Source organism: Bacillus sp. GMs2/2 (assembly GCF_050172095.1).
GTDB lineage: Bacteria > Bacillota > Bacilli > Bacillales > Bacillaceae_G > Bacillus_A > Bacillus_A cereus.
The window spans coordinates 1-21633 of the sequence record NZ_JBNLYE010000007.1 but is presented as its reverse complement, the minus strand read 5'-3'; the positions used below and the strand labels follow the sequence as shown (position 1 = coordinate 21633).

Below are 21633 nucleotides of genomic sequence, written 5' to 3'. Positions count from 1 at the left end.
GAATGAAAGGGATGGACAATAATGCACCACATGGTTTCTTCGGGAGTGGATCGGATAGTTATGAACAAATGATGTTAATGGGAGGAGGACAACAAGGATACGGTGGAATTCCGAGCTGGATGGGCGGAACACCTGGAGGGTTTTCTACATCAGTAGCGGGTGTACAAACTGGAATTCCAACATTAACAGGAGGATTTCCATCATCGGTAGCCGGAGTGCAAACTGGAATCCCAACATTTGTTGGCGGAGCAGCGGGAGGAGTACCAGTAGGCGTACCAACTGCATTTCCATCTTTCGTTGGAGGAGTACAGACAGGATTTCCTGTACCGGGAGTAGGTGTTGTAGCAGGAGGAGTAGGTGGATATCCGCAAGTAGTTCACGGCTACCATGGTCATCATCACCACCATCAAGGTCAACATGGCCATCATGGACATCACCACCATCAAGGTCAACACGGCCATCATGGACATCACCACCATCAAGGTCAACACGGCCATCATGGTCATCACCACCATCAAGGTCAACACGGCCATCATGGTCATCACCATCATCAAGGTCAACATGGTCATCAGGGGCAACAAGTACATCACCACGGTCACCACCACATTCATCCGCAAGCTGTTCTTTATCAAACTCACCAAGGCCAACATGGTCACCATGGACATCACCACCAAGGCCAACATCATGGACACCAAGGTCACCACCATCACCAAGGTCATCAAGGCCAACACGGTCATCATGGGCACCAAGGCCAACATCATGGACACCAAGGTCAACAGCACCAACAGCACCAACAGCACCAACAATATCAGCAATATCAACAACAACAACAATCTTCTCCTTGGACAGGTGGAATTGGAGCAGGAGGAGCAGGGGCAGCAGCAGGAGCAGCTAGTATTAGTGGAGCAGCAGGACACGCAGGGCACGTGGGTCATTAATGATTGGCAGAAAAAAAGCCATAATAAAAAACTGCTAGGAAATCCTAGCAGTTTTTTTCAGCTTCTTGGCGCTGACGTTCAATTTCAGCACGAAGTTGTGGTTCTGGTGCTTGCCAGCCTTCTGGCTTTAGAATCTTGCCGTCGCCTTCACGGAATCGAGGCTTCCCATCAGGGAATAGTTTTGCCATGTTGGCGTTGTTTACAATTTCGAATCCTTTATCAGGACGTACGCCCATTTCGGCAAACGTGCCGAATGCAAAGTAGATAAGATCAATTAGTGCATCGTATTGATCTTCAACAGTCGTTGCCTCAAGAAATTCTTCTAGTTCTTCCTGCATAAAACTTGCACGGATTTTTGCACGCTCTTCTGTTAATTTTGTTGGAGTATTTGTTACAGGATGTCCGAATACTTCATGCATTTTTGCAACAAGTTCATATCCTTTATCTAAACCTTTTTCGTTTGTCATGTTGTTTCATCCTTTCTTACGTTATGCCGAAGTTTATTGTAACATAAGGTGATTATGAAATGAAAAGAACATCTTATAGAAATAAGATGTTCGCTCGTTATTCTTCTTTCTTAATTAAAATAGATAAAATAAGATCAATACCGAATATACCAACGAGTAACATTGGTATAACGACAAGTAAATAACGTGTGAAGGAAACATTTTTTAAGTATGTATGAGCAAATAAAAAGACGGCGAGAAATAAAATACCATTTAAAATAGGCTTTACTAATTTTTTAGACATAAGCTCCCCCATAAATATCTTCTCTCTATTTGATAATAAAAAACTCCTCTCTCCGTTGTATCATGCTGGAGAGAGGAGTTCAATCATTTCTCATTCAATTACACCAGAATTTGTAATGTCTACGGTATATTTTATAGTAACGGGAACATCTTTGTACATTTGTTTCCACTCTTCTAATTTGAATGGGCGATAATGTTGCTTATATTTAGCTCCTAGCCCAAGAGGGTCGACATCTAGAGATTTAAAATGCTTAATTAATTTCTTACCTTGTGTCTCCAATTGTTTTTGAACGACCTTCTCAATCTTTTTTGTATTCTTAGCATTCTCTAAGTTAATCTGTTTCGATACTTCTTGAATACGAGCCTCAAGTTTAACATGAATGGAAAAGGAAGGCTTACCATTTTTTATTTTTATATCGTATGTTGGAATAGAACGAATATTATTAATCATTACGTACCCAGGATCTGCTTTAAATTCATGTGAATCTAACTTATGCTTTTCTAAAAGTCCTTTGAATATAAACATATCTTTTTCTGCAATTTTACCAACATATTTATCCTTTTTAAAAAGACCAATTCCCGTTATTTTTATTTTATCACCATGTTTCTTTAAAATTGGAATATAGTAGTCTTGCCCTTCTTGATAATAACGGAATGCTCCTATATGCAGATTATCTGTTGGTAAAGGACCGGTCTCCATATTATGTTCTAGCATTTTTTTTATATAAATTGCAACGTTGGATGAAGTCGTGTACTTTCCTTTTAAAAGTTCAGTACCATTACCTTCAAGTAAAGCAACATATAAGGCATTCCCAATGTTTACATCACGAATTAATGTATCGAAGGAAGCAACCATTCCTTTCTTAGCAATTCGGGTGGTAAATAGAGCAACCCGCATTTGCCCGCTAGCAAATGGTTGAGAAGACTCTAAAGATGTGTCAGCTTTTACTTGTTTTACCGCATTTGCTGTTCCTTCAAAAACTTGAACTTTGTTTCCTTTTTGCTGAATAGGACAAACAAATGTTACCTTTATTTTATTATCTTTTGCTACATCGAAGACAGTTCCTTGGATAAGGTGTACGTCATCGATAATATTTTTTTGTAAACATCCAGTTAGACTAAAGAGTGCTATACAAGAGATAAGTATTAATTTTCTTTTGATTTTTTCCATTTTCTTTTCACCCACACAATAATAAATAGAATTGGGATGTATACATAAATGAGCCAAAAGCTTCCTTTTGATGCATTACTAATAAAATTATTAATATCGTGTCTGTTTGTTAGAAGTTGTGAAACAATGAGGGTGATAAACATAAAAGCGATTAAAACACCTCTTTGTTTTACACGGAATATTTCGTGCGTTGCTCTCGTTGCCGCCCACAAAGGTAGAATAAAACTTGTAATGATAACGAGGGCATAAGCTGAAATTGCGATATATTCTAGCCTTTCTATGAATGGTAATTGAACAACTTGGGTCATAGAAAGTTGGGCCCATATCGTTTTTAGCAATTGTTTTTCACTAAAAAACGAAAAGGCTAAAAGAGTGCTAAATAAATATAGAAGATTTGAAAATAGTGCTCCAAGCTGAGCGTATTTATGAGATTGCATAGGCTTTTTCACAAATGGATACACCATGAGGTAAATCTCAAAACCAGTCATACTGTAGATTGACACTTGAGCGGATTTTAAAATGTCTGAAAAAGAATGTGTGAATATAGGCAGTAAATTCTCCCAATGTGAATATTTCAAAACGAATAAGCTTAAAAATAAATATCCCAATGTACCACCAACAGAGATGACGCAAATACCGGTAATGACACGAAATCCAGAAGAGACAATGTAATAGCTAACTAAGCATAAAAAGAGTGTTAACATCCACGTGGAAGTAGTTGGGAACATCCATACTTGAATAATTTCAACATACGTTCGAATGACCGAAATACTGACGATTAAAAAATAAGCTGCAAAGATGATATTAAAGATATTCCCTATCCACTTTCCAAACGTTTGTCGTTGTAAATCAATTAAATTTCCATTTGTTTCTTTTAATAAAAAATACATCATCCATATAAGGAGATGGATACAGAGTCCTGTGATTAGAACGCCGATCCAGCCGTCGTATCCAGCGGCCTTTGCGGTGATTCGAGCAAATCCGAGAACGCCAGCTCCAAACTGTGCACCGTGAATTAAGAAGAAAACAAAGATAGGAGATATTTGATATTTTTCTTGAACTTTACTCATCAATGCACCTCATCTCTTAATCATCAAAGTCTGATCTATGTTTTGTTGAAATTCCTTTAGCAGCTTTTTTTACATGTTGTGGTCTTGCTTGTACATCTCTTGTATCGATCATTGTTAACGGGAAACGAATCCAAGAGTCTTTAACAGATTGTTGTCTTGTCGGATAAAACAAAGCGTATGGTTTACGTAAGGAAGTAAGTCTAAATAGATGGGTAAATAAAAAGATAAACCCAAGAGAGATACCGAAAAGCCCCCCTATTTCCGCGAATGCTAGAAACGGGAAACGTAGTAATCGAACAGCATTACCCATTTTATAAATAGGTGTAATAAAAGAAGCGAGTGCTGATAGTGCAACGATAATTAATAAAATATTACTCGTTAACCCAGCTTGTACAGATGCTTGCCCGATTACGATACCGCCTACAATACCGAGTGTTTGCCCAACTTTCATCGGTAACCTCGCCCCGGCTTCTCTTAATAAATCGATTGCGAGTTCTAGAAAGAGCGCTTCAATTAAAGGTGGGAATGGTACTTGTGCCCTTGATAAAATCAAAGTTTCAAGTAAATCACTCGGAATAAGTTCATAATGATAATTTAAAACTGCAACGTATAACGGTGTAGCACATATCGAGAATAGAACGGCGATAAGGCGTAAAATCCTTGAAAATGTAGCGTACATCCAGGAGACGTTATAGTCTTCTGGTGAAATGAAAAAATCGAAATAGGATACAGGTGTTAGTAAAACACTTGGAGAACCATCAACAAAAATAGCGATTTTTCCATCAATTAGTGCTTTTGTAACTCTATCAGTACGTTCTGTATTGATATAGAGAGGGAAAATCGATTTTTCACCCATTAATTCTTGTAAATAAGCACTATCATTAATTTGATCATATTCAAGAGCGCGTAATGACTCGTCGAGAAAATCTATATTCTCTTTTTCAGCGAGGTTGTCTAAATACATCATGACAACTTTTGTTTTTGAAAACTCGCCAATAATCATTTCTTTTGTTTGTAAATCTAAAACAGGAAGACGTTTTCGAACTAAATTAATGTTTGTATCAATATCCTCTACGAAACCTTCTTGCGGACCAATAACAGTTGATTCGTTTAAAGGAGGGGTTGGTGCACGATAATTATCAATTGCAATGTTTGCAAGCATACATTTTTGATCTTGCTGATTCAATTGAATAATCGCATGCCCCTTTAAAACCATATCCTCAATTTTTTGTAAGTCGTTCGTAATTGTAATGCCGCTCATCGGGATATGTTCCTTAAGCTCTTCTAGTGATGCGTTAGGTCGTTCTAAAAGAGTGGGCATTAAATACTTTTGTAATTTTTCTCCATCAAGTGAAGGGCGATAGTAAGAAATCCAATAAGGCATCGTTTCATCGTCGGATGTATGATAATTTACAAAATCACTAGACTTTTTCAGCTTCTCTATTAAATTTTGTAAAGAATGAATACGATCTTTTTCTGGTTTTGTAAAGTCATAAATACTATTACCTCCAGAGCTTTGTTGCTTACTTTGAGAAGGTTCATCTTGCTTAGCGTTTTGCTGTTTATCTTGAAACGAATCACCTTGTTTAGCACTTTGTTGTTTATCTTGAGACGAATCATCTTGTTTAGCACTTTGTTGCCTATCTTGAGAGAAATCATCCTGTTTAGCGCTTTGTTGCTTATCTTGAGACGAATCATCTTGTTTAGCACTTTGTTGCCTATCTTGAGAGGAATCATCCTGTTTAGCGCTTTGTTGCTTATCCTGAAACGAATCACCTTGTTTAGCACTTTGTTGCCTATCTTGAGAGGAATCATCCTGTTTAGCGTTTTGTTGCTTATCCTGAGAAGAATCACCTTGTTTAGCGTTTTGTTGCTTATCCTGAGAAGAATCACCTTGTTTAGAACTTTGTTGCTTATCCTGAGAGGAATCCTCTTGTTTAGCGCTCTGTTGCTTATCCTGAGACGAATCTTTTTGCTCGTTATTTTTACCTTTATTATGTTGCATACTTCTAGTCTGTTCTTTGTTATCATCCTCTTGATTGTTAGAATGCTGCTCCTGATTATCTGTTTCGTTTGCTTCTGGTTTATTTGATTTTTTTTTCTTACGTAACCAATTCCAAATCATATGTACGCCCTCTTTAATCTTGTAATATAGTGCTATTTTGTGGCTAATTTTGTATATTATTCATTTATTTATGAAAAGAAGAAGGAGATTAGTTTGCATAGAAAAAAAACTTTAGTAAGCAGTTCATACTATAACGGGGAGAGGGAGAGTCTGTGCAAATTGTAAAAAAGGAGAAGTTTGTTTTAAAAGGGTTTACGTTTGAAAATGGCAGAGAAATTCCTGTTCAAATGGGATACGAGACATATGGCACTTTAAATAGAGAAAGGTCAAATGTGATTTTGGTTTGTCATTATTTTAGTGCAACAAGTCATGCGGCAGGAAAATATACAGTTCATGATGAGGAGTCTGGTTGGTGGGATGGGCTAATTGGACCTGGAAAAGCAATTGATACAAATAAGTATTTTGTTATATGTACGGATAATCTTTGTAATGTGCAGGTGAGGAATCCATATGTAATTACAACAGGACCGAAATCAATTAATCCAGAAACTGGAGAAGAATATGCTATGGATTTTCCGATTTTTACATTTCTTGATGTAGCTCGTGTACAATATGAGTTAATAAAAGGTATGGGAATTTCAAGGTTACACGCTGTAATCGGACCGTCGGCGGGGGGGATGATTGCACAACAATGGGCGGTTCACTATCCACATATGGTAGAGCGGATGATTGGCGTTATTACGAACCCACAAAACCCAATTATTACGTCAGTAAACGTAGCGCAAAATGCGATTGAGGCAATTCAACTCGATCCAAATTGGAAAGATGGAAAATATGGAGAAGAGCAGCCGATAAAGGGGCTTCATTTAGCAAATAGAATGATGTTTATGAACGCTTTTGATGAGTATTTTTATGAAATGGCATTTCCTCGTAATAGTATAGAGGTAGAACCTTATGAAAAGTTTTCTACACTAACATCATTTGAAAAAGAGATAAATAAAGCGACATATAGAAGTATAGAGCTAGTAGATGCAAATTCATGGATGTATACTGCGAAGGCAGTTTTATTGCATGATATTACACATGGGTTTTCTTCACTAGAAGAATCTCTTTCTAACATAGAAGCGAATGTACTTATGATTCCGTGTAAACAAGATTTGCTTCAGCCGTCTCGTTATAATTATAAAATGGTAGATATTTTGCAAAAACAAGGGAAGTATGCGGAAGTATATGAGATAGAAAGTATAAATGGGCATATGGCAGGAGTATTGGATATTCATTTATTCGAAAAGAAAGTTTATGAATTTTTGAATCGGAAAGTATCTAGTTTTGTGTAGAAGGAAAATGATGGGGAAAAGGTGCAGTGTTTGAAGTAGGCACCTTTTTTCACATGATTTGTAGACGGAAAATATATGTAGCAATTGCTATACCGAAAAACGCTATGCTAAGCAATAGAAATAAGAATGACATTTCTTGTGGCGATTTTATCTTTTTATTATTTTTCATACTAAGTACAATAATTGCAGCGAGTAAGAACACAATGCCTATAATGAAAAGAAAAAGCGTCATTTTAATCGACTCCTTTCATAAAACAAGTATATTGAGGATACAATGTGCTAGTTATGTTTGTAAAGAATAAGTTTTACGAGAAAATTGAGAAATAGCTTTTCGATTCTTTGCGTTCTTTCTTTTGCATGCTAAAATTGGTAGAGAATGTTTGTGAAAAAGAAACTAAAGGTTTTATTGTATATAAGGAGGATCTACATATGACAGAAGTTAAAACAATTACTACAGAAGAGGTGCAAGAGCGTTTAGAAAATGGAGAAACGTTATTTTTAGTGGATGTAAGAGAAGATGAAGAAGTAGCGGCAGGAAAGATTCCAGAAGCTGTACATATTAAAATGGGCGATATCCCACATAAAGTAGATTTCTTTAATAAAGAGAATGAATATATCTTTATTTGTCGTTCAGGAATGCGCAGTGAAAATGTATGTCATTATTTAAATGAACAAGGGTTTAAAACAGTGAACATGGTTGGCGGTATGCTTCAATATGAAGGTGAAACGAAATAGTTAATTGAAAAAAACTTGAAACGAGTCTGTTTCAAGTTTTTTTCTTTTGCATACAGTATAAAAAAGGAGGAGGGGTAAATGGGGATTAATTTGCGTAAAGTAAAAATTATTAATAATACAGGAGCTGTTAATGTCGGTGACTGTTATGATCTCTCACCTTTAGCTGTAGCAAAAGTATATGCAGGTGCTGGAGGATCAAGTGCGGCTATTTTTTTAAATGGAAAAAGGCAGCCAGAAGCGGTCATTAGAACATCAGTATTTCTTCCGCCTTTGGCAACGAGTACACGTACGTTAGGTTCATAGAGGAAAGGTAGAGTGTAATTATGCCTGCTCATATAAAAGAGTTTGTTATTGTGAATAACACTGGAAATATATTTACCGGTGATAATTTGAGTGACACTTCATTTACTGCTTCGAAATCATATAGTGGTTCAATGGGGTGTACTTGGATTGATGTTGTTACAGTAATAGGGACGGAGACGAAGCTTTGTTTACAGCCGGGAGATTCGGTGACGACGACGTATACAAGGGGCACTCCTGCTGGTACTGTAACAGGAGCAAATATGGGGCAAAATGTAAATACATCGAGTATAGCGCAAGCTGTCCCTAATACAGATAATATGGATTCAATTGCAGGACTCCCTTAAGAAATTAAGGGAGTTTTTATTATTTAAAATAAAAATAGTCTTGGAAATTATTTTTGTAAATAGATTAAGAAGAGGCTTATTTATTATGAAAAAGATGGTTTGTAGGTGGTGAAAGTGTGAAGAATCGTGATAATAATCGGAAGCAAAATTCGTTAAGCTCTAATTTTAGAATTCCACCCGAACTTATTGGGCCTACTTTCCCCCCTGTTCCAACTGGGTTTACAGGTATAGGGATTACTGGTCCAACCGGTCCACAAGGCCCAACAGGACCTCAAGGACCAAGAGGATTACAAGGTCCGATGGGGGAGATGGGCCCGACAGGACCTCAAGGTGTGCAAGGGATACAAGGATCAGTTGGGCCAATAGGTGCAACTGGACCAGAAGGACAGCAGGGCCCACAAGGATTGAGAGGACCACAAGGAGAAACTGGAGCGACAGGACCTCAAGGGGTGCAAGGGTTACAAGGTCCGATTGGTCCAACGGGAGCGACTGGGGCACAAGGTATACAAGGGATACAGGGATTACAGGGGCCAATTGGAGCGACGGGACCTGAGGGACCTCAAGGAATACAAGGCGTCCAAGGGTTACCGGGTGTAACTGGTCCACAAGGAATACAAGGAGCACAAGGGATACAAGGAACACAAGGACCGAGTGGAAATACAGGTGCAACCGGAGCAACTGGTCAGGGGATAACAGGCCCGACTGGAATAACAGGTCCAACTGGGATAACTGGACCATCTGGAGGACCTCCTGGTCCGACGGGGCCGACTGGTGCGACAGGTCCGGGCGGTGGACCGAGTGGAAGTACAGGTGCGACTGGAGCAACTGGGAATACTGGAGCTACAGGAAGTACAGGGGTAACAGGAGCAACGGGAAGTACAGGTCCGACTGGAAGCACGGGAGCACAGGGCTTGCAAGGAATCCAAGGGATTCAAGGGCCAATTGGGCCAACAGGTCCAGAAGGTCCGCAGGGTATTCAAGGTATTCCTGGTCCGACGGGAGTAACTGGTGAACAAGGAATACAAGGAGTTCAAGGTATTCAAGGGGCAACGGGAGCAACAGGAGATCAAGGTCCACAAGGTATACAGGGGGCTATAGGGCCTCAAGGGGCAACAGGGGCAACAGGAGATCAAGGTCCACAAGGAATACAAGGAGTACCAGGGCCATCAGGAGCAACAGGGCCACAGGGAGTTCAAGGGATACAAGGTCCGATGGGGGATATAGGACCAACAGGTCCAGAAGGCCCAGAGGGACTTCAGGGGCCGCAAGGAATTCAAGGTGTGCCAGGTCCAGTTGGAGCGACGGGTCCAGAGGGTCCTCAGGGGATACAAGGTATTCAAGGACCGGTAGGAGCAACAGGGCCACAAGGTCCACAAGGAATACAGGGAATACAAGGTGTGCAAGGGATAACGGGAACAACTGGAGTACAAGGAGCAACTGGAATTCAAGGGATACAAGGGGAAATAGGAGCAACGGGTCCAGAGGGTCCCCAAGGAGTGCAAGGTGCTCAAGGGGAGATTGGTCCAACAGGTCCGATGGGTCCCCAAGGTGTGCAAGGAGTACAAGGAATTCAAGGAGCGACGGGCGCACAAGGAGTGCAAGGTCCACAGGGAATTCAAGGAATCCAAGGTCCGACGGGGGCAACAGGAGATACGGGAGCAACTGGGGCGACAGGGGAAGGCACTACAGGTCCAACAGGAGTAACCGGTCCAACAGGGGTAACAGGACCATCTGGAGGACCAGCAGGACCGACCGGCCCAACGGGGCCATCAGGTCCGGCGGGAGTAACAGGTCCATCTGGTGGACCACCTGGCCCGACAGGAGTAACCGGGGCGACAGGAGTAACAGGAGATACTGGGGCGACAGGCTCAACTGGAGTGACAGGAGCGACAGGAGAAACGGGAGCAACCGGAGTGACGGGTTTGCAAGGTCCGCAAGGAATCCAAGGTGTGCAGGGAGAGATAGGTCCGACGGGTCCCCAAGGTGTTCAAGGTCCCCAAGGAATTCAAGGAGTAACGGGGGCCACTGGAGATCAAGGTCCGCAAGGGATTCAAGGCCCACAAGGCGACATAGGTCCAACCGGCCCACAAGGAATTCAAGGCCCACAAGGTTCTCAAGGAATCCAAGGAGCGACAGGGGGAACAGGAGCACAAGGTCCACAGGGAATCCAAGGTCCGCAAGGTGACATAGGTCCGACTGGGCCACAAGGTCCAACTGGAATCCAAGGGATACAAGGCGACATAGGTCCAACAGGTCCAGAAGGCCCAGAAGGACTTCAGGGCCCGCAAGGAATACAAGGTGTTCAAGGGCCAGTTGGAGCAACGGGTCCAGAGGGTCCTCAGGGGATACAAGGCATTCAAGGACCGGTAGGAGCAACAGGCCCACAAGGTCCACAAGGAATACAGGGAATCCAAGGTGTGCAAGGGATAACGGGAGCAACTGGAGCACAAGGAGCAACTGGAATTCAAGGGATACAAGGGGAAATAGGAGCAACCGGTCCAGAGGGCCCCCAAGGAGTGCAAGGTATACAAGGGGTGATTGGTCCAACCGGTCCGATGGGGACACAGGGAGTGCAAGGAATTCAAGGGATTCAAGGAGCAACAGGTGCACAAGGAGTGCAAGGCCCACAAGGAATTCAAGGGATACAAGGTCCGACGGGAGCAACAGGAGATACGGGGGCAACCGGAGCGACGGGAGAAGGAACTACCGGTCCAACAGGAGTAACCGGTCCAACAGGGGTGACTGGTCCGTCAGGAGGACCAGCAGGACCGACCGGCCCAACGGGGCCATCAGGTCCGACAGGAGTGACAGGTCCATCAGGTGGACCACCTGGCCCGACAGGAGCAACAGGTGCGACAGGAGTAACAGGAGATACCGGGGCGACAGGCTCAACTGGAGTGACAGGAGCGACAGGAGCAACGGGAGCAACCGGAGTGACGGGTTTACAGGGCCCGCAAGGAATCCAAGGTGTTCAAGGAGAGATAGGTCCAACCGGTCCACAGGGTATTCAAGGTCCTCAAGGAATCCAAGGAGTAACGGGGGCAACCGGAGCACAAGGTCCCCAAGGAATTCAAGGCCCACAAGGCGACATAGGTCCAACCGGCCCGCAAGGAATTCAAGGTCCACAAGGTCCTCAAGGAATCCAAGGAGCGACAGGACCAACAGGAGCACAAGGCCCACAGGGAATCCAAGGTCTACAAGGTGACATAGGTCCGACCGGCCCACAAGGCCCGCAAGGAATTCAAGGCCCGCAAGGAATTCAAGGTCCAACGGGAGCTACAGGAGCAACCGGAGCGACAGGTCCACAAGGGATTCAAGGTCCCCAAGGAATTCAAGGCCCGCAAGGAATTCAAGGTCCAACGGGAGCTACAGGAGCAACCGGAGCGACAGGTCCCCAAGGAATTCAAGGCCCACAAGGAATTCAAGGCCCGCAAGGAATTCAAGGTCCAACGGGAGCTACAGGAGCAACCGGAGCGACAGGTCTCCAAGGAATTCAAGGCCCACAAGGAATTCAAGGCCCGCAAGGAATCCAAGGTCCAACGGGGGCTACAGGAGCAACCGGTTCACAAGGCCCAACTGGAGATACAGGTCCAACCGGAGCTGGAGCCACTGGAGCGACCGGGGCGACTGGAGTTAGTACAACTGCAACATATGCATTTGCGAATAATACATCAGGAACCGCTATTTCTGTTTTATTAGGTGGCACGAATGTACCATTACCGAACAATCAAAATATTGGTCCAGGAATTACTGTTAGTGGAGGAAATACTGTATTTACAGTTGCGAATGCAGGGAATTATTATATAGCTTATACAATTAATCTAACGGCAGGATTACTTGTAAGTTCTCGTATAACTGTAAATGGCAGTCCGCTTGCGGGAACGATAAATGCTCCGACAGTTGCTACTGGTTCATTTAGTGCAACAATAATTGCTAACTTGCCTGCTGGAGCTGCTGTTAGCTTACAGTTATTTGGAGTAGTTGCAATAGCTACATTATCTACAGCAACGCCAGGGGCTACCCTGACTATTATTAGATTAAGTTAATAAGCAGAGAACCTTGAAGCTTTTATGTTTCAAGGTTTTTTTATCTTTGTATTTGTAAGTAAACCTCGTTAACCAGGGGGAGTGAATCCCCTCTAATTATTTAAAGTTTCACTTTATTCACTTGAGCAAAAACATCGCAGTTCGAAAATATATTATAATAGAATGAAAAGAAAGAAATTTGGCAGAAAGGGAGGGTGGCGATGCAGGAGATGGTTAAAGATTTTTTTGGACGCCCACTTCAAGATTTACGTATATCTGTCATTGATCGTTGCAATTTTAGATGTACATATTGTATGCCAGCGGAAATATTTGGGCCAGAATATGCTTTTTTGAAAGACGAGTTTTTACTAACTTTTGATGAAATTGAGCGTTTGGCAAAATTATTTGTTAGCATCGGTGTACGGAAAATTAGACTTACTGGCGGTGAGCCACTGCTTCGTAAAGATTTAACAAAACTTATTGCACGTCTTGTGAAAATTGATGGGCTAATAGATATAGGGTTAACGACAAATGCTATTCATTTAACGAAACAAGCGAAGGCATTAAAAGAAGCTGGATTACATAGAGTGAATGTTAGTTTAGATGCGATAGATGATGACATATTTAAGAATATTAATGGTCGAAATATTAATACGAAACCGGTAATTAAGGGAATTATAGCAGCTAAAGAGGCGGGCTTGGAAGTAAAGGTAAATATGGTTGTGAAAAAAGGGATGAACGATCATCAAGTACTACCGATGGCTGCGTATTTTAAAGAGCAAGGAATCACGCTTCGGTTTATTGAGTTTATGGATGTTGGTAGTACAAATGGGTGGAATTTTGATCAAGTCGTTACAAAACGAGAATTGATTGAGATGATTCATAAGGTGTATCCGCTTGAGCCAGCTGAAGCGCATTACTTTGGTGAAGTTGCGAAGCGATATCGGTACGTTGGAACAAATGTTGAAGTTGGTTTTATTACATCTGTTTCTGAGTCATTTTGTGTCTCTTGTACGAGGGCGAGAATTTCGGCAGATGGAAAGTTTTATACGTGCTTATTTGCGACAGAGGGTTTGGATGTAAGAGAACTTCTTAGAGGAAATCTTTCGGATGAGGAGTTATTAAGTGTTATACAAGATGTATGGATGAATAGAAAAGATAGGTATTCGGATGAACGAACAGAAGAAAGTGCAAAAAATCGTCCGAAAATCGAAATGTCTTATATAGGAGGATAAGAAAGGGGGCTATCGCATGCAGGAGCGATATTCAAGACAAATATTATTTTCTGGTGTTGGAGAAGAAGGGCAGAGAAAAATAAGAGAGAAGCATGTGCTTATTATTGGTGCTGGTGCTCTCGGTGCGGCAAATGCAGAAGCGATTGTTAGAGCGGGTGTTGGAAAAGTAACGATTGCTGATCGTGATTATGTAGAATGGAGTAATTTACAAAGACAACAACTATATACAGAAGAAGATGCAAAGCAGTATAAACCGAAGGCGGTAGCGGCAGCAGAGCATTTAAGAGCGATTAATTCTGAGGTGGAAATAACTCCGGTTGTGACAGATGTAACGGTGCAAGAAATGGAAGAATTAGTGAATGGTGTAGATTTAATATTAGATGCGACAGATAATTTTGAAACGCGTCTTCTCATTAATGATATTTCACAAAAGTATAATATTCCGTGGATATATGGTGGGTGTGTTGGAAGCTACGGAGTAACGTATACAATTTTACCAGGGAAAACACCGTGTTTTCGCTGTTTAATGGAGCATCCGGCGAGCGGAGCAACATGTGACACAGCTGGTATTATACAACCGGCAGTACAATTAGTAGTTGCGCATCAAACTACGGAAGCGCTGAAAATATTAGTAGAAGACTACGGAGCGCTTCGTGAAACGATGTTATCATTTGATCTTTGGAATAATCAACAGATGGCATTTAAAGTGAATAGGCAGAAAAAAGATACTTGTTTATCTTGCGGAAGGTTACGTACATATCCGAGTTTAACATTTGAAGCACAAACGAAAACAGAAGTGTTATGTGGGCGAAATACAGTGCAAATTCGTCCAGGTGTGCGGAAGAATTTTAATTTGGAAGAAATTAAAAAGCGCTTACAAAGAAGCGTAGAGATAAAGGCGACACCTTATTTATTGTCGTTTCCGGTAGAAGAATATCGTTTTGTTTTATTTACAGATGGCAGAGCTTTCATTCATGGGACGAATGATATAAATGTAGCGAAAAGTTTATATGCAAGATATATAGGTTGAACCTAAAGGGAATCCTTTAGGTTCAACGGAGAAAGGATTATGAATTTCTCGTATAATCTCCACTTTTTCCGCCTGTTTTTTCAAGTAAGTACGTTTCGCCGATAATCATACCTTTATCGACAGCTTTACACATATCATACACAGTAAGAGCGGTAGCCGAAGCAGCTGTTAAAGCTTCCATTTCAACACCGGTGCTACCTTCTGTTTTAACTTTTACTTCAATGAGTAAACGATATTGTTCTTCTGATTGTTTCCAATCGAAAGAAACGTCAACACCTTTTAATAGTAAAGGATGGCACATTGGGATAATATCAGAAGTTCGTTTCGCAGCCATAATGCCTGCGATTTGCGCAACTGCTAATACGTCACCTTTCCCAATTTCATTGTGAGAGATTTTATCGTAAATTTCTTTCGTAACGACAATGCTAGAGCACGCAATTGCTGTTCGAACGGTTGCTTTTTTGTCACTTATATCAACCATCTTCGCGCGTCCTTGGTCATTAAAGTGTGTAAATGAAGACATGGAATTCCTCCTTGAAGTAATTTCTATTGAATATATAAAGTTTAATCGAGATAAAAAAAATTGCAAATATGAGGTGAGAAACGATGGTAGAAAAACGAATTCCAATTCAAGTTGCTGAGGCAGTAGAACGGGTAATGAAATATGCAAAGCATGGTGAAGTAGAAGAAATTTCTATTACGGAAAGTTACGGGAGAATTCTCGGGGAAGATGTTGTCTCAGATCATGACGTTCCTCATTTTGATCGTTCCCCTTACGATGGTTTCGCCATTCGAGCAGAAGATACGAAAGAAGCAACTCAAGAGAATCCAGTTGAATTTGAAGTAATAGGAGAAATCGGGGCAGGTTCTGTTTTTACAGAAGAAGTAGGATCTTTTCAGGTGGTTCGTATTATGACAGGAGCAGCTATTCCACAAGATTGCAATGCAGTCGTAATGCTAGAGCTGACAGAAGGGTTTGAGAAGAACGGGAAAACATATATGAAGTTAAAACGCCCTTTTAATAACGGTGACAATGTGTCGTTTAAAGGAGAAGATATAAAACAAAATCAAGTTCTCGTTCAGAAAGGCGTTGCAATTAATCCAGGTGTTGCCGCCTTATTAGCAACGTTTGGATATAGCACTGTGAAAGTTGTAAAACAGCCTGTTGTCGGTATTGTAACGACAGGAAGTGAATTATTAGAAGTACATGAGCCGTTAGAACCGGGGAAAATTAGAAATAGTAACTCGTATATGATCGCAGCTCAAATTATGAAAGCTGGCGGGAAAGTTCGTTATTATGGTCAACTGGCGGATGAGTTAGATGCATGTTTTACAGCTGTTCAATCAGCGGTGGATGAGGTCGACATTTTAATTACAACAGGCGGTGTATCAGTAGGAGATTATGACTACTTACCAGCTATTTATGAAAGGTTACAGGCAAATGTACTCTTTAATAAGATAGCCATGAGGCCCGGAAGTGTAACGACAGTAGCTGAAGTTGATGGAAAGTTACTCTTTGGTTTATCAGGAAATCCGTCTGCTTGTTATGTAGGCTTTGAATTATTTGTGCATCCAATTATAAAAACGTATTTGTATGCGAAGGAACCTCACGTATATAGAGCGGATGCTATTTTACAAAAAGATTTTCCAAAGCCAAATCCATTTACTCGTTTCGTAAGAGCGAACGTAACAATTGTGGACGGGGCGTTACAAGCGATGCCAGTTGGTTTAGATAAATCGAGTGCGGTATCTTCACTTGCAGATGCGAATGCTTTTATCGTGTTACCTGGAGGAACGAGAGGATTTGAGACCGGAATGAAAGTATCCGTATTATTGTTAGAGCACTCTGAGGGATGTGATTGGCCATGGGCAAAGCCCCTTCAATCTTACAAATAGTAGGATATCAAAATAGCGGGAAAACAACACTTGTTGTGAAAGTGGTGCATGCATTAGCTGAACGAAAAATGAAAGTTGCTACAATTAAACATCACGGGCACGGAGGCTTTCCAGAAGTAGCGCAAAAAGATAGCGAAAGACACCGTAAAGCTGGTGCTGTCGTAAGTAGTGTAGAAGGTGCTGGATTGCTTTCACTTTCTTCACTAAGAAAGAAATGGTCCTTGCAAGAAATTATTCGCTTATATGAGTTTTTTGAAGTGGATACAATTTTAATAGAAGGCTATAAAAAAGAGAATTACTCGAAAGTAGTGTTACTTCGTTCTGCGGAAGACATTGAGCTTTTACATAAAGTAGAAAATATAGTGGCGGTTATTACGTGGTATGATGTTCCGGCAAATATACGAGAAGAATATAAAGTATTTCATATAACAGAAGAAGAGTTGTACATAGACTGGTTTTTACAAACGGTTAGGAGTGCGAAATGATAAATACATATTATGAAGTAATTGATACAGAAATCTCAATTGAAGAAGTAACGAAGAAAGTAATTCGACGTGAATGCGGTGCTGTTACAACATTTATTGGAACGGTTAGAGAGTTTACGAAAGGGCGTCGTACATTATACTTAGAGTATGTTGCTTATAAGACGATGGCAGAAAAGATGCTAGAGAAAATTGGCTTGGAAGTGAAAGAGAAATGGCCAGGTACATATGTTGCGATTACACATCGCATCGGTACGTTGCAAATTTCTGATATAGCGGTTGTTGTTGCTGTTTCAACACCACACCGTAAAGCGGCTTATGAAGCGAACGAATATATTATGGAACGCATAAAACAAATTGTTCCGATTTGGAAAAAGGAGTTTTGGGAAGATGGTGACTCATGGATTGGTGATCAATTAGAAAAAACACCATATCCGGCGGGAGAGCCTGGGAAGGAGCTATAAGTATGATTAGAGTATTGTTATTTGCGCACTTGCAAGAAGAAGCAGGGACAAGTGAATTACAAATAGAGAAAGAAAATATTACGGTTGCACAGTTAAAAGATGTTGTTGCGAACGAATATAATGTACCAGTTTCAGAGCCAATTATGGTTGCGATTAATGAAGAATACGCAAATGAAGATGACAGGGTCCAATCTGGTGATGTTGTTGCACTAATTCCACCAGTGAGCGGTGGTTAATATTGGATTCATTAAAACGACTTTCCTACATAGGGAAAGTCGTTTTTTTATGGCAGTTTTGAGAACACTAATCTATAGAACAAGGAGGGAACTATGAAAAAAATATGTGTAGTTATCACAATGCTATGTGTGGCCTTTTTCTCTTCTCCAAGCGATTCTTTCGCGAAAGAATCAAGAGAACAGCTTTTAGAGAGTGCATTATCAAATAGGTACTATTCAGTTATTAGACAAGTGACAGAAGATCAATATGAATGTGCTTCAGTTATAGATATAAAGCGTCTCGGCAAGAAAGATGAATTTGTTCCTAGATACGAAGTGAAGCTACAATTTCTTACATTTCAAGGAGCGCATAATCCGCCGAACGATAAAGTTACGCTTACTTTGGAAGATCATTTAGATCACGTAAAGATAAAGAAAGTGGAGCGAGAAAAGAATGTTTCTGACGTTATTGCAGAAAAAGTTTGTGAACGGGAAAAAGAAAAAATAAAAGCTCACTCTAACGACTTAGAGTGATAATCTATGGCATTTAGTAAAGAAAGGTAATGAGTGATGGATATATTTTTAGCGATTTTACCAGCTATATTTTGGGGAAGTATTGTGCTATTTAACGTAAAACTGGGCGGGGGCCCGTATAGTCAAACGCTCGGAACAACGTTTGGAGCACTTATTTTCTCAATTGTTGTTTATATTTTTATGAAGCCAGTATTAACACCTACCGTTATCGGAGTTGGAGTTGTGTCAGGTTTATTTTGGGCGCTTGGTCAGGCAAATCAATTGAAAAGTATTGATTTAATGGGTGTTTCGAGGACGATGCCAATTTCAACAGGACTTCAATTAGTCGCGACGACTTTATTTGGCGTTATCGTATTTCATGAATGGTCCACGACAATATCGGTCGTCCTTGGGATTTTAGCGCTCGTTTGTATTATTATCGGTGTTATTTTAACATCGCTTCAAAGTGAAGAAGAAAAGAATGCAGAGCAAGCAGCAAACTTTAAAAGAGGTATCGTAATTTTATTAATTTCAACAGTCGGTTATTTAGTTTACGTAGTAGTAATTAGGTTATTTAACGTAGATGGCTGGTCGGCTTTGTTGCCACAAGCAGTTGGTATGGTGTTAGGTGGGATTTTGCTTACCTTTAAACATCATCCATTTAATAAATATGCAATTCGAAATATTATTCCAGGATTAATTTGGGCAGCTGGAAATATGTTTTTATTCATTTCACAGCCGCGTGTTGGAGTCGCAACAAGTTTCTCGCTATCGCAAATGGGAATTATTATTTCCACGCTTGGTGGGATCCTTATATTAGGTGAAAAGAAAACGAAACGTCAATTAACGGGTATCGTTGTCGGTATCGTTTTTATTATCGCAGCCGGAATTATGTTAGGTATAGCCAAAAGTTAAAGGAGGTATGGAAATGTATAGTGATTTAGCAGGGAAAGTTGTCGTTATTACAGGATCAGCAACTGGTCTCGGAAGAGCGATGGGAGTAAGGTTTGCTAAGGAAAAAGCGAAAGTGGTTATTAATTATCGTTCACGAGAATCAGAAGCGAATGATGTGTTAGAAGAAATTAAAAAGGTAGGCGGCGAAGCGATTGCTGTAAAAGGTGATGTAACCGTCGAATCAGATGTTGTGAATCTTATTCAATCTGCTGTGAAAGAGTTTGGTACGCTTGACGTTATGATTAATAATGCAGGGATAGAAAACGCGGTACCGTCGCATGAAATGCCGCTTGAAGATTGGAATAGGGTAATTAATACAAATTTAACAGGTGCTTTTTTAGGAAGTCGTGAAGCGATTAAATATTTTGTAGAACATGATATTAAAGGGTCTGTCATTAATATGTCTAGTGTTCATGAGAAAATTCCGTGGCCACTATTTGTGCACTATGCAGCAAGTAAGGGTGGCATTAAACTGATGACAGAAACGTTAGCGCTAGAATATGCGCCAAAAGGTATTCGAGTAAATAATATAGGACCAGGTGCAATTAATACGCCAATCAATGCAGAAAAGTTTGCTGATCCTAAAAAACGTGCTGACGTAGAAAGTATGATACCTATGGGCTATATTGGAAAACCTGAAGAAATCGCAGCAGTAGCAACTTGGCTTGCTTCATCAGAGGCGAGTTACGTAACGGGAATTACGCTATTTGCAGATGGTGGAATGACGTTATATCCATCGTTTCAAGCTGGGCGTGGGTAATATAAAAGGACGAAGAGATAAAACTCTTCGTCCTTTTTTTACAAAAAAAATAGCGTTCGGCTATTTTAAAATTAATGATTAATTGTATCTTGAAGAAATTCTGTTGCTTGATGTTCAGTAACATTTTGTACGAGCGCGACTTCGCTGATCATCATTTTTCGTGCATTATCTAGCATTTGTTTTTCGCTCGCATTTAATGTTCTCTCTTTATTACGGCGAAGTAAATCCCGAACCACTTCTGCGCTATCTTGTAAATTGCCATTTTTCATTTTTTCCATATTCATTGTATATCTTTGTTTCCATGAGAGTGATGGGTCTGACTCCCCGTTTTGAAATTCAAGAAGTATATCATCTAACGTACCTCGATCAACGATATAACGAATACCTGATTTTTTTAATTGTTCCATCGGAAGCATTACTTGCATATCTTTACTAATGATGCGTATCACACAATATTGACGTGAAGTACCTAATATTTCTTTCTCTTCAATTGCTTCGATGATTCCTGCACCGTGCATTGGATAAACGATTTTATCACCAATTTGAAACAAATCATCCACCTCCATATGTGGTAACCACTTTTAATGATAGCATACGTATGTAAAAATGTCAAATTTTATATAATAACATAACATTTATATTCGAGTCAATAAGATAAAGTGCTTTTTTTATGTTTTTTTTGAACTTATTTATCCCGCATTAACGGGCGATAAGACCCCCATCTCAAAATTTAGAGAAAGCAAAGAAGTTAGGTGGGGGTCGGGCTGATTAAAGTTTCACTTTATAGTGATTTTTTTAGAAAAATAGTACAGGTGAGAAAGAAGGCATATCCACTTATTTTTAAGCATAAAATGTAAAAGCGCTAATACAATATACCTAAATCCGTTCTTTGCAAAGGAGGGAGAGAAGGTGGGGCGCACAATAAAAATTGATATTACAAATAAAGTTGTAGCTAAATTTAGACCAAATTATTTGGAATTATATACGAGTAAATTTATGATAGGTAAGTTTTATGTCTATACTGAAGATAAAAAATATGTGTTAGAAGACGGATATATATATGAGAATGGAAAGTTTTATCGCATCATAGATACGCACCGTGGCAATAATCAAGCGGCGGAGGGCTGCGATCTAGGATGGTGTTAACATGATTCGTGTGAAAGTGTTTGATGAAAGTCACGAAAAAGACTTAGAAGACGCTGTGAATGTGTTTTTGAAAAAGATTGATGATAGCAACTTTGTAGATATTAAGTATCAAGTTGGTGTTTCCATTAACGACGATGAAAACCAAATTTATTGTTTTTCAGCAATGATCGTTTATAAAACATAAAAAAGAGCTGGCTCACC

Annotated in this window: 25 protein-coding genes; 17 read left to right on the top strand and 8 right to left on the bottom strand. The window is 40.3% G+C overall.

Translation table 11 applies throughout. The features are described 5' to 3' along the window. The first annotated feature begins 2 nt into the window (after nucleotides 1-2). Nucleotides 3-938, top strand: coding sequence for a hypothetical protein (locus ACQGS6_RS02460; protein WP_087875823.1), 936 nt, complete (start codon nucleotides 3-5; stop codon nucleotides 936-938). A 44-nt stretch (nucleotides 939-982) separates the two neighbouring features. Here ACQGS6_RS02460 and ACQGS6_RS02455 read toward each other — a convergent pair whose 3' ends face one another. The 5 genes from ACQGS6_RS02455 to ACQGS6_RS02435 form a co-directional block, all read right to left on the bottom strand. Next, nucleotides 983-1405 carry a hypothetical protein gene (locus ACQGS6_RS02455; protein ID WP_000180554.1) on the bottom strand — a complete coding sequence of 141 codons (423 nt, stop codon included), beginning with the start codon at nucleotides 1403-1405 and terminating at the stop codon, nucleotides 983-985. 97 nt (nucleotides 1406-1502) lie between these two features. Then, nucleotides 1503-1688: a hypothetical protein gene (locus ACQGS6_RS02450; protein WP_000038775.1), complete on the bottom strand. Its 186-nt coding sequence runs from the start codon at nucleotides 1686-1688 to the stop codon at nucleotides 1503-1505. Between the two features lie 90 nt (nucleotides 1689-1778). Beyond that, nucleotides 1779-2858, bottom strand: coding sequence for a Ger(x)C family spore germination protein (locus ACQGS6_RS02445; protein ID WP_000411371.1), 1080 nt, complete (start codon nucleotides 2856-2858; stop codon nucleotides 1779-1781). Further along, a complete protein-coding gene (locus tag ACQGS6_RS02440) occupies nucleotides 2834-3928 on the bottom strand; it encodes a spore germination protein (protein ID WP_426964864.1) in 1095 nt (364 codons plus the stop codon). The genes ACQGS6_RS02445 and ACQGS6_RS02440 overlap by 25 nt, the downstream gene beginning before the upstream one ends. 16 nt (nucleotides 3929-3944) lie before the next feature. Further along, nucleotides 3945-6053 carry a spore germination protein gene (locus tag ACQGS6_RS02435; RefSeq protein ID WP_242785159.1) on the bottom strand — a complete coding sequence of 703 codons (2109 nt, stop codon included), beginning with the start codon at nucleotides 6051-6053 and terminating at the stop codon, nucleotides 3945-3947. A 152-nt stretch (nucleotides 6054-6205) separates the two neighbouring features. Here ACQGS6_RS02435 and ACQGS6_RS02430 point away from each other — a divergent pair, with 152 nt between their 5' ends. Beyond that, nucleotides 6206-7330: an alpha/beta fold hydrolase gene (locus tag ACQGS6_RS02430; protein WP_044584918.1), complete on the top strand. Its 1125-nt coding sequence runs from the start codon at nucleotides 6206-6208 to the stop codon at nucleotides 7328-7330. Nucleotides 7331-7379: 49 nt separating this feature from the next. Here the strand turns inward: ACQGS6_RS02430 and ACQGS6_RS02425 are convergent, their stop codons facing one another. Next, nucleotides 7380-7562 carry a hypothetical protein gene (locus tag ACQGS6_RS02425; RefSeq protein WP_000171881.1) on the bottom strand — a complete coding sequence of 61 codons (183 nt, stop codon included), beginning with the start codon at nucleotides 7560-7562 and terminating at the stop codon, nucleotides 7380-7382. Nucleotides 7563-7759: 197 nt separating this feature from the next. On the opposite strand from ACQGS6_RS02425, the gene ACQGS6_RS02420 reads away from it, so the two are divergent. From ACQGS6_RS02420 to ACQGS6_RS02395, 6 genes are all read left to right on the top strand, one after another. Then, a complete protein-coding gene (locus ACQGS6_RS02420; protein WP_000141207.1) occupies nucleotides 7760-8065 on the top strand; it encodes a rhodanese-like domain-containing protein in 306 nt (101 codons plus the stop codon). A 78-nt stretch (nucleotides 8066-8143) separates the two neighbouring features. After that, on the top strand, nucleotides 8144-8368 hold the full coding sequence (locus ACQGS6_RS02415) for a spore germination protein (RefSeq protein ID WP_000512465.1): 225 nt from the start codon (nucleotides 8144-8146) through the stop codon (nucleotides 8366-8368). Between the two features lie 20 nt (nucleotides 8369-8388). Continuing rightward, nucleotides 8389-8712 (top strand): hypothetical protein, encoded by a 324-nt coding sequence (locus tag ACQGS6_RS02410; RefSeq protein ID WP_001110848.1) that lies wholly within the window; start codon nucleotides 8389-8391, stop codon nucleotides 8710-8712. A 116-nt stretch (nucleotides 8713-8828) separates the two neighbouring features. Beyond that, nucleotides 8829-12758, top strand: coding sequence for a BclA-related collagen-like exosporium protein (locus ACQGS6_RS02405; protein ID WP_426964863.1), 3930 nt, complete (start codon nucleotides 8829-8831; stop codon nucleotides 12756-12758). A gap of 200 nt (nucleotides 12759-12958) precedes the next feature. Beyond that, nucleotides 12959-13972, top strand: coding sequence for a GTP 3',8-cyclase MoaA (moaA, locus tag ACQGS6_RS02400; protein ID WP_001157117.1), 1014 nt, complete (start codon nucleotides 12959-12961; stop codon nucleotides 13970-13972). 16 nt (nucleotides 13973-13988) lie between these two features. Continuing rightward, complete coding sequence (locus ACQGS6_RS02395; RefSeq protein ID WP_001158108.1) at nucleotides 13989-15002, top strand: molybdopterin-synthase adenylyltransferase MoeB; 1014 nt, start codon at nucleotides 13989-13991, stop codon at nucleotides 15000-15002. A gap of 37 nt (nucleotides 15003-15039) precedes the next feature. On the opposite strand, the gene moaC is transcribed toward ACQGS6_RS02395, so the two are convergent. Continuing rightward, nucleotides 15040-15525: a cyclic pyranopterin monophosphate synthase MoaC gene (moaC, locus tag ACQGS6_RS02390; RefSeq protein WP_000094146.1), complete on the bottom strand. Its 486-nt coding sequence runs from the start codon at nucleotides 15523-15525 to the stop codon at nucleotides 15040-15042. A gap of 83 nt (nucleotides 15526-15608) precedes the next feature. Between moaC and moeA the strand changes: the two genes are divergently transcribed. The 7 genes from moeA (at nucleotide 15609) to ACQGS6_RS02355 (ending at nucleotide 20286) form a co-directional block, all read left to right on the top strand. Beyond that, the gene (gene moeA / locus ACQGS6_RS02385; RefSeq protein ID WP_000229698.1) at nucleotides 15609-16898 is read left to right on the top strand and encodes a molybdopterin molybdotransferase MoeA; all 1290 of its coding nucleotides are present in this window, start codon (nucleotides 15609-15611) and stop codon (nucleotides 16896-16898) included. Then, a complete protein-coding gene (gene mobB / locus ACQGS6_RS02380; protein WP_000513647.1) occupies nucleotides 16868-17383 on the top strand; it encodes a molybdopterin-guanine dinucleotide biosynthesis protein B in 516 nt (171 codons plus the stop codon). Before moeA ends, mobB begins: the two co-directional genes overlap by 31 nt. Continuing rightward, complete coding sequence (gene moaE, locus ACQGS6_RS02375) at nucleotides 17380-17844, top strand: molybdopterin synthase catalytic subunit MoaE (RefSeq protein ID WP_000611226.1); 465 nt, start codon at nucleotides 17380-17382, stop codon at nucleotides 17842-17844. Before mobB ends, moaE begins: the two co-directional genes overlap by 4 nt. Nucleotides 17845-17846: 2 nt before the next feature. Continuing rightward, a complete protein-coding gene (moaD, locus tag ACQGS6_RS02370; RefSeq protein WP_000621778.1) occupies nucleotides 17847-18080 on the top strand; it encodes a molybdopterin converting factor subunit 1 in 234 nt (77 codons plus the stop codon). Nucleotides 18081-18173: 93 nt separating this feature from the next. Next, a complete protein-coding gene (locus ACQGS6_RS02365) occupies nucleotides 18174-18593 on the top strand; it encodes a DUF3888 domain-containing protein (RefSeq protein WP_000717679.1) in 420 nt (139 codons plus the stop codon). A 36-nt stretch (nucleotides 18594-18629) separates the two neighbouring features. Further along, nucleotides 18630-19487 carry a glucose uptake protein GlcU gene (gene glcU / locus ACQGS6_RS02360; protein ID WP_000350861.1) on the top strand — a complete coding sequence of 286 codons (858 nt, stop codon included), beginning with the start codon at nucleotides 18630-18632 and terminating at the stop codon, nucleotides 19485-19487. 13 nt (nucleotides 19488-19500) lie between these two features. Beyond that, on the top strand, nucleotides 19501-20286 hold the full coding sequence (locus ACQGS6_RS02355; protein WP_000286673.1) for a glucose 1-dehydrogenase: 786 nt from the start codon (nucleotides 19501-19503) through the stop codon (nucleotides 20284-20286). A gap of 71 nt (nucleotides 20287-20357) precedes the next feature. Here ACQGS6_RS02355 and ACQGS6_RS02350 read toward each other — a convergent pair whose 3' ends face one another. Beyond that, complete coding sequence (locus ACQGS6_RS02350) at nucleotides 20358-20852, bottom strand: CarD family transcriptional regulator (protein WP_000451446.1); 495 nt, start codon at nucleotides 20850-20852, stop codon at nucleotides 20358-20360. A gap of 343 nt (nucleotides 20853-21195) precedes the next feature. Here ACQGS6_RS02350 and ACQGS6_RS02345 point away from each other — a divergent pair, with 343 nt between their 5' ends. Then, nucleotides 21196-21432, top strand: a complete 237-nt coding sequence (locus tag ACQGS6_RS02345; RefSeq protein WP_000533804.1) for a DUF2553 family protein — start codon at nucleotides 21196-21198, stop codon at nucleotides 21430-21432. Nucleotide 21433: 1 nt separating this feature from the next. After that, on the top strand, nucleotides 21434-21616 hold the full coding sequence (locus ACQGS6_RS02340; protein WP_000621752.1) for a sporulation protein Cse60: 183 nt from the start codon (nucleotides 21434-21436) through the stop codon (nucleotides 21614-21616). Nucleotides 21617-21633: the final 17 nt, after the last annotated feature.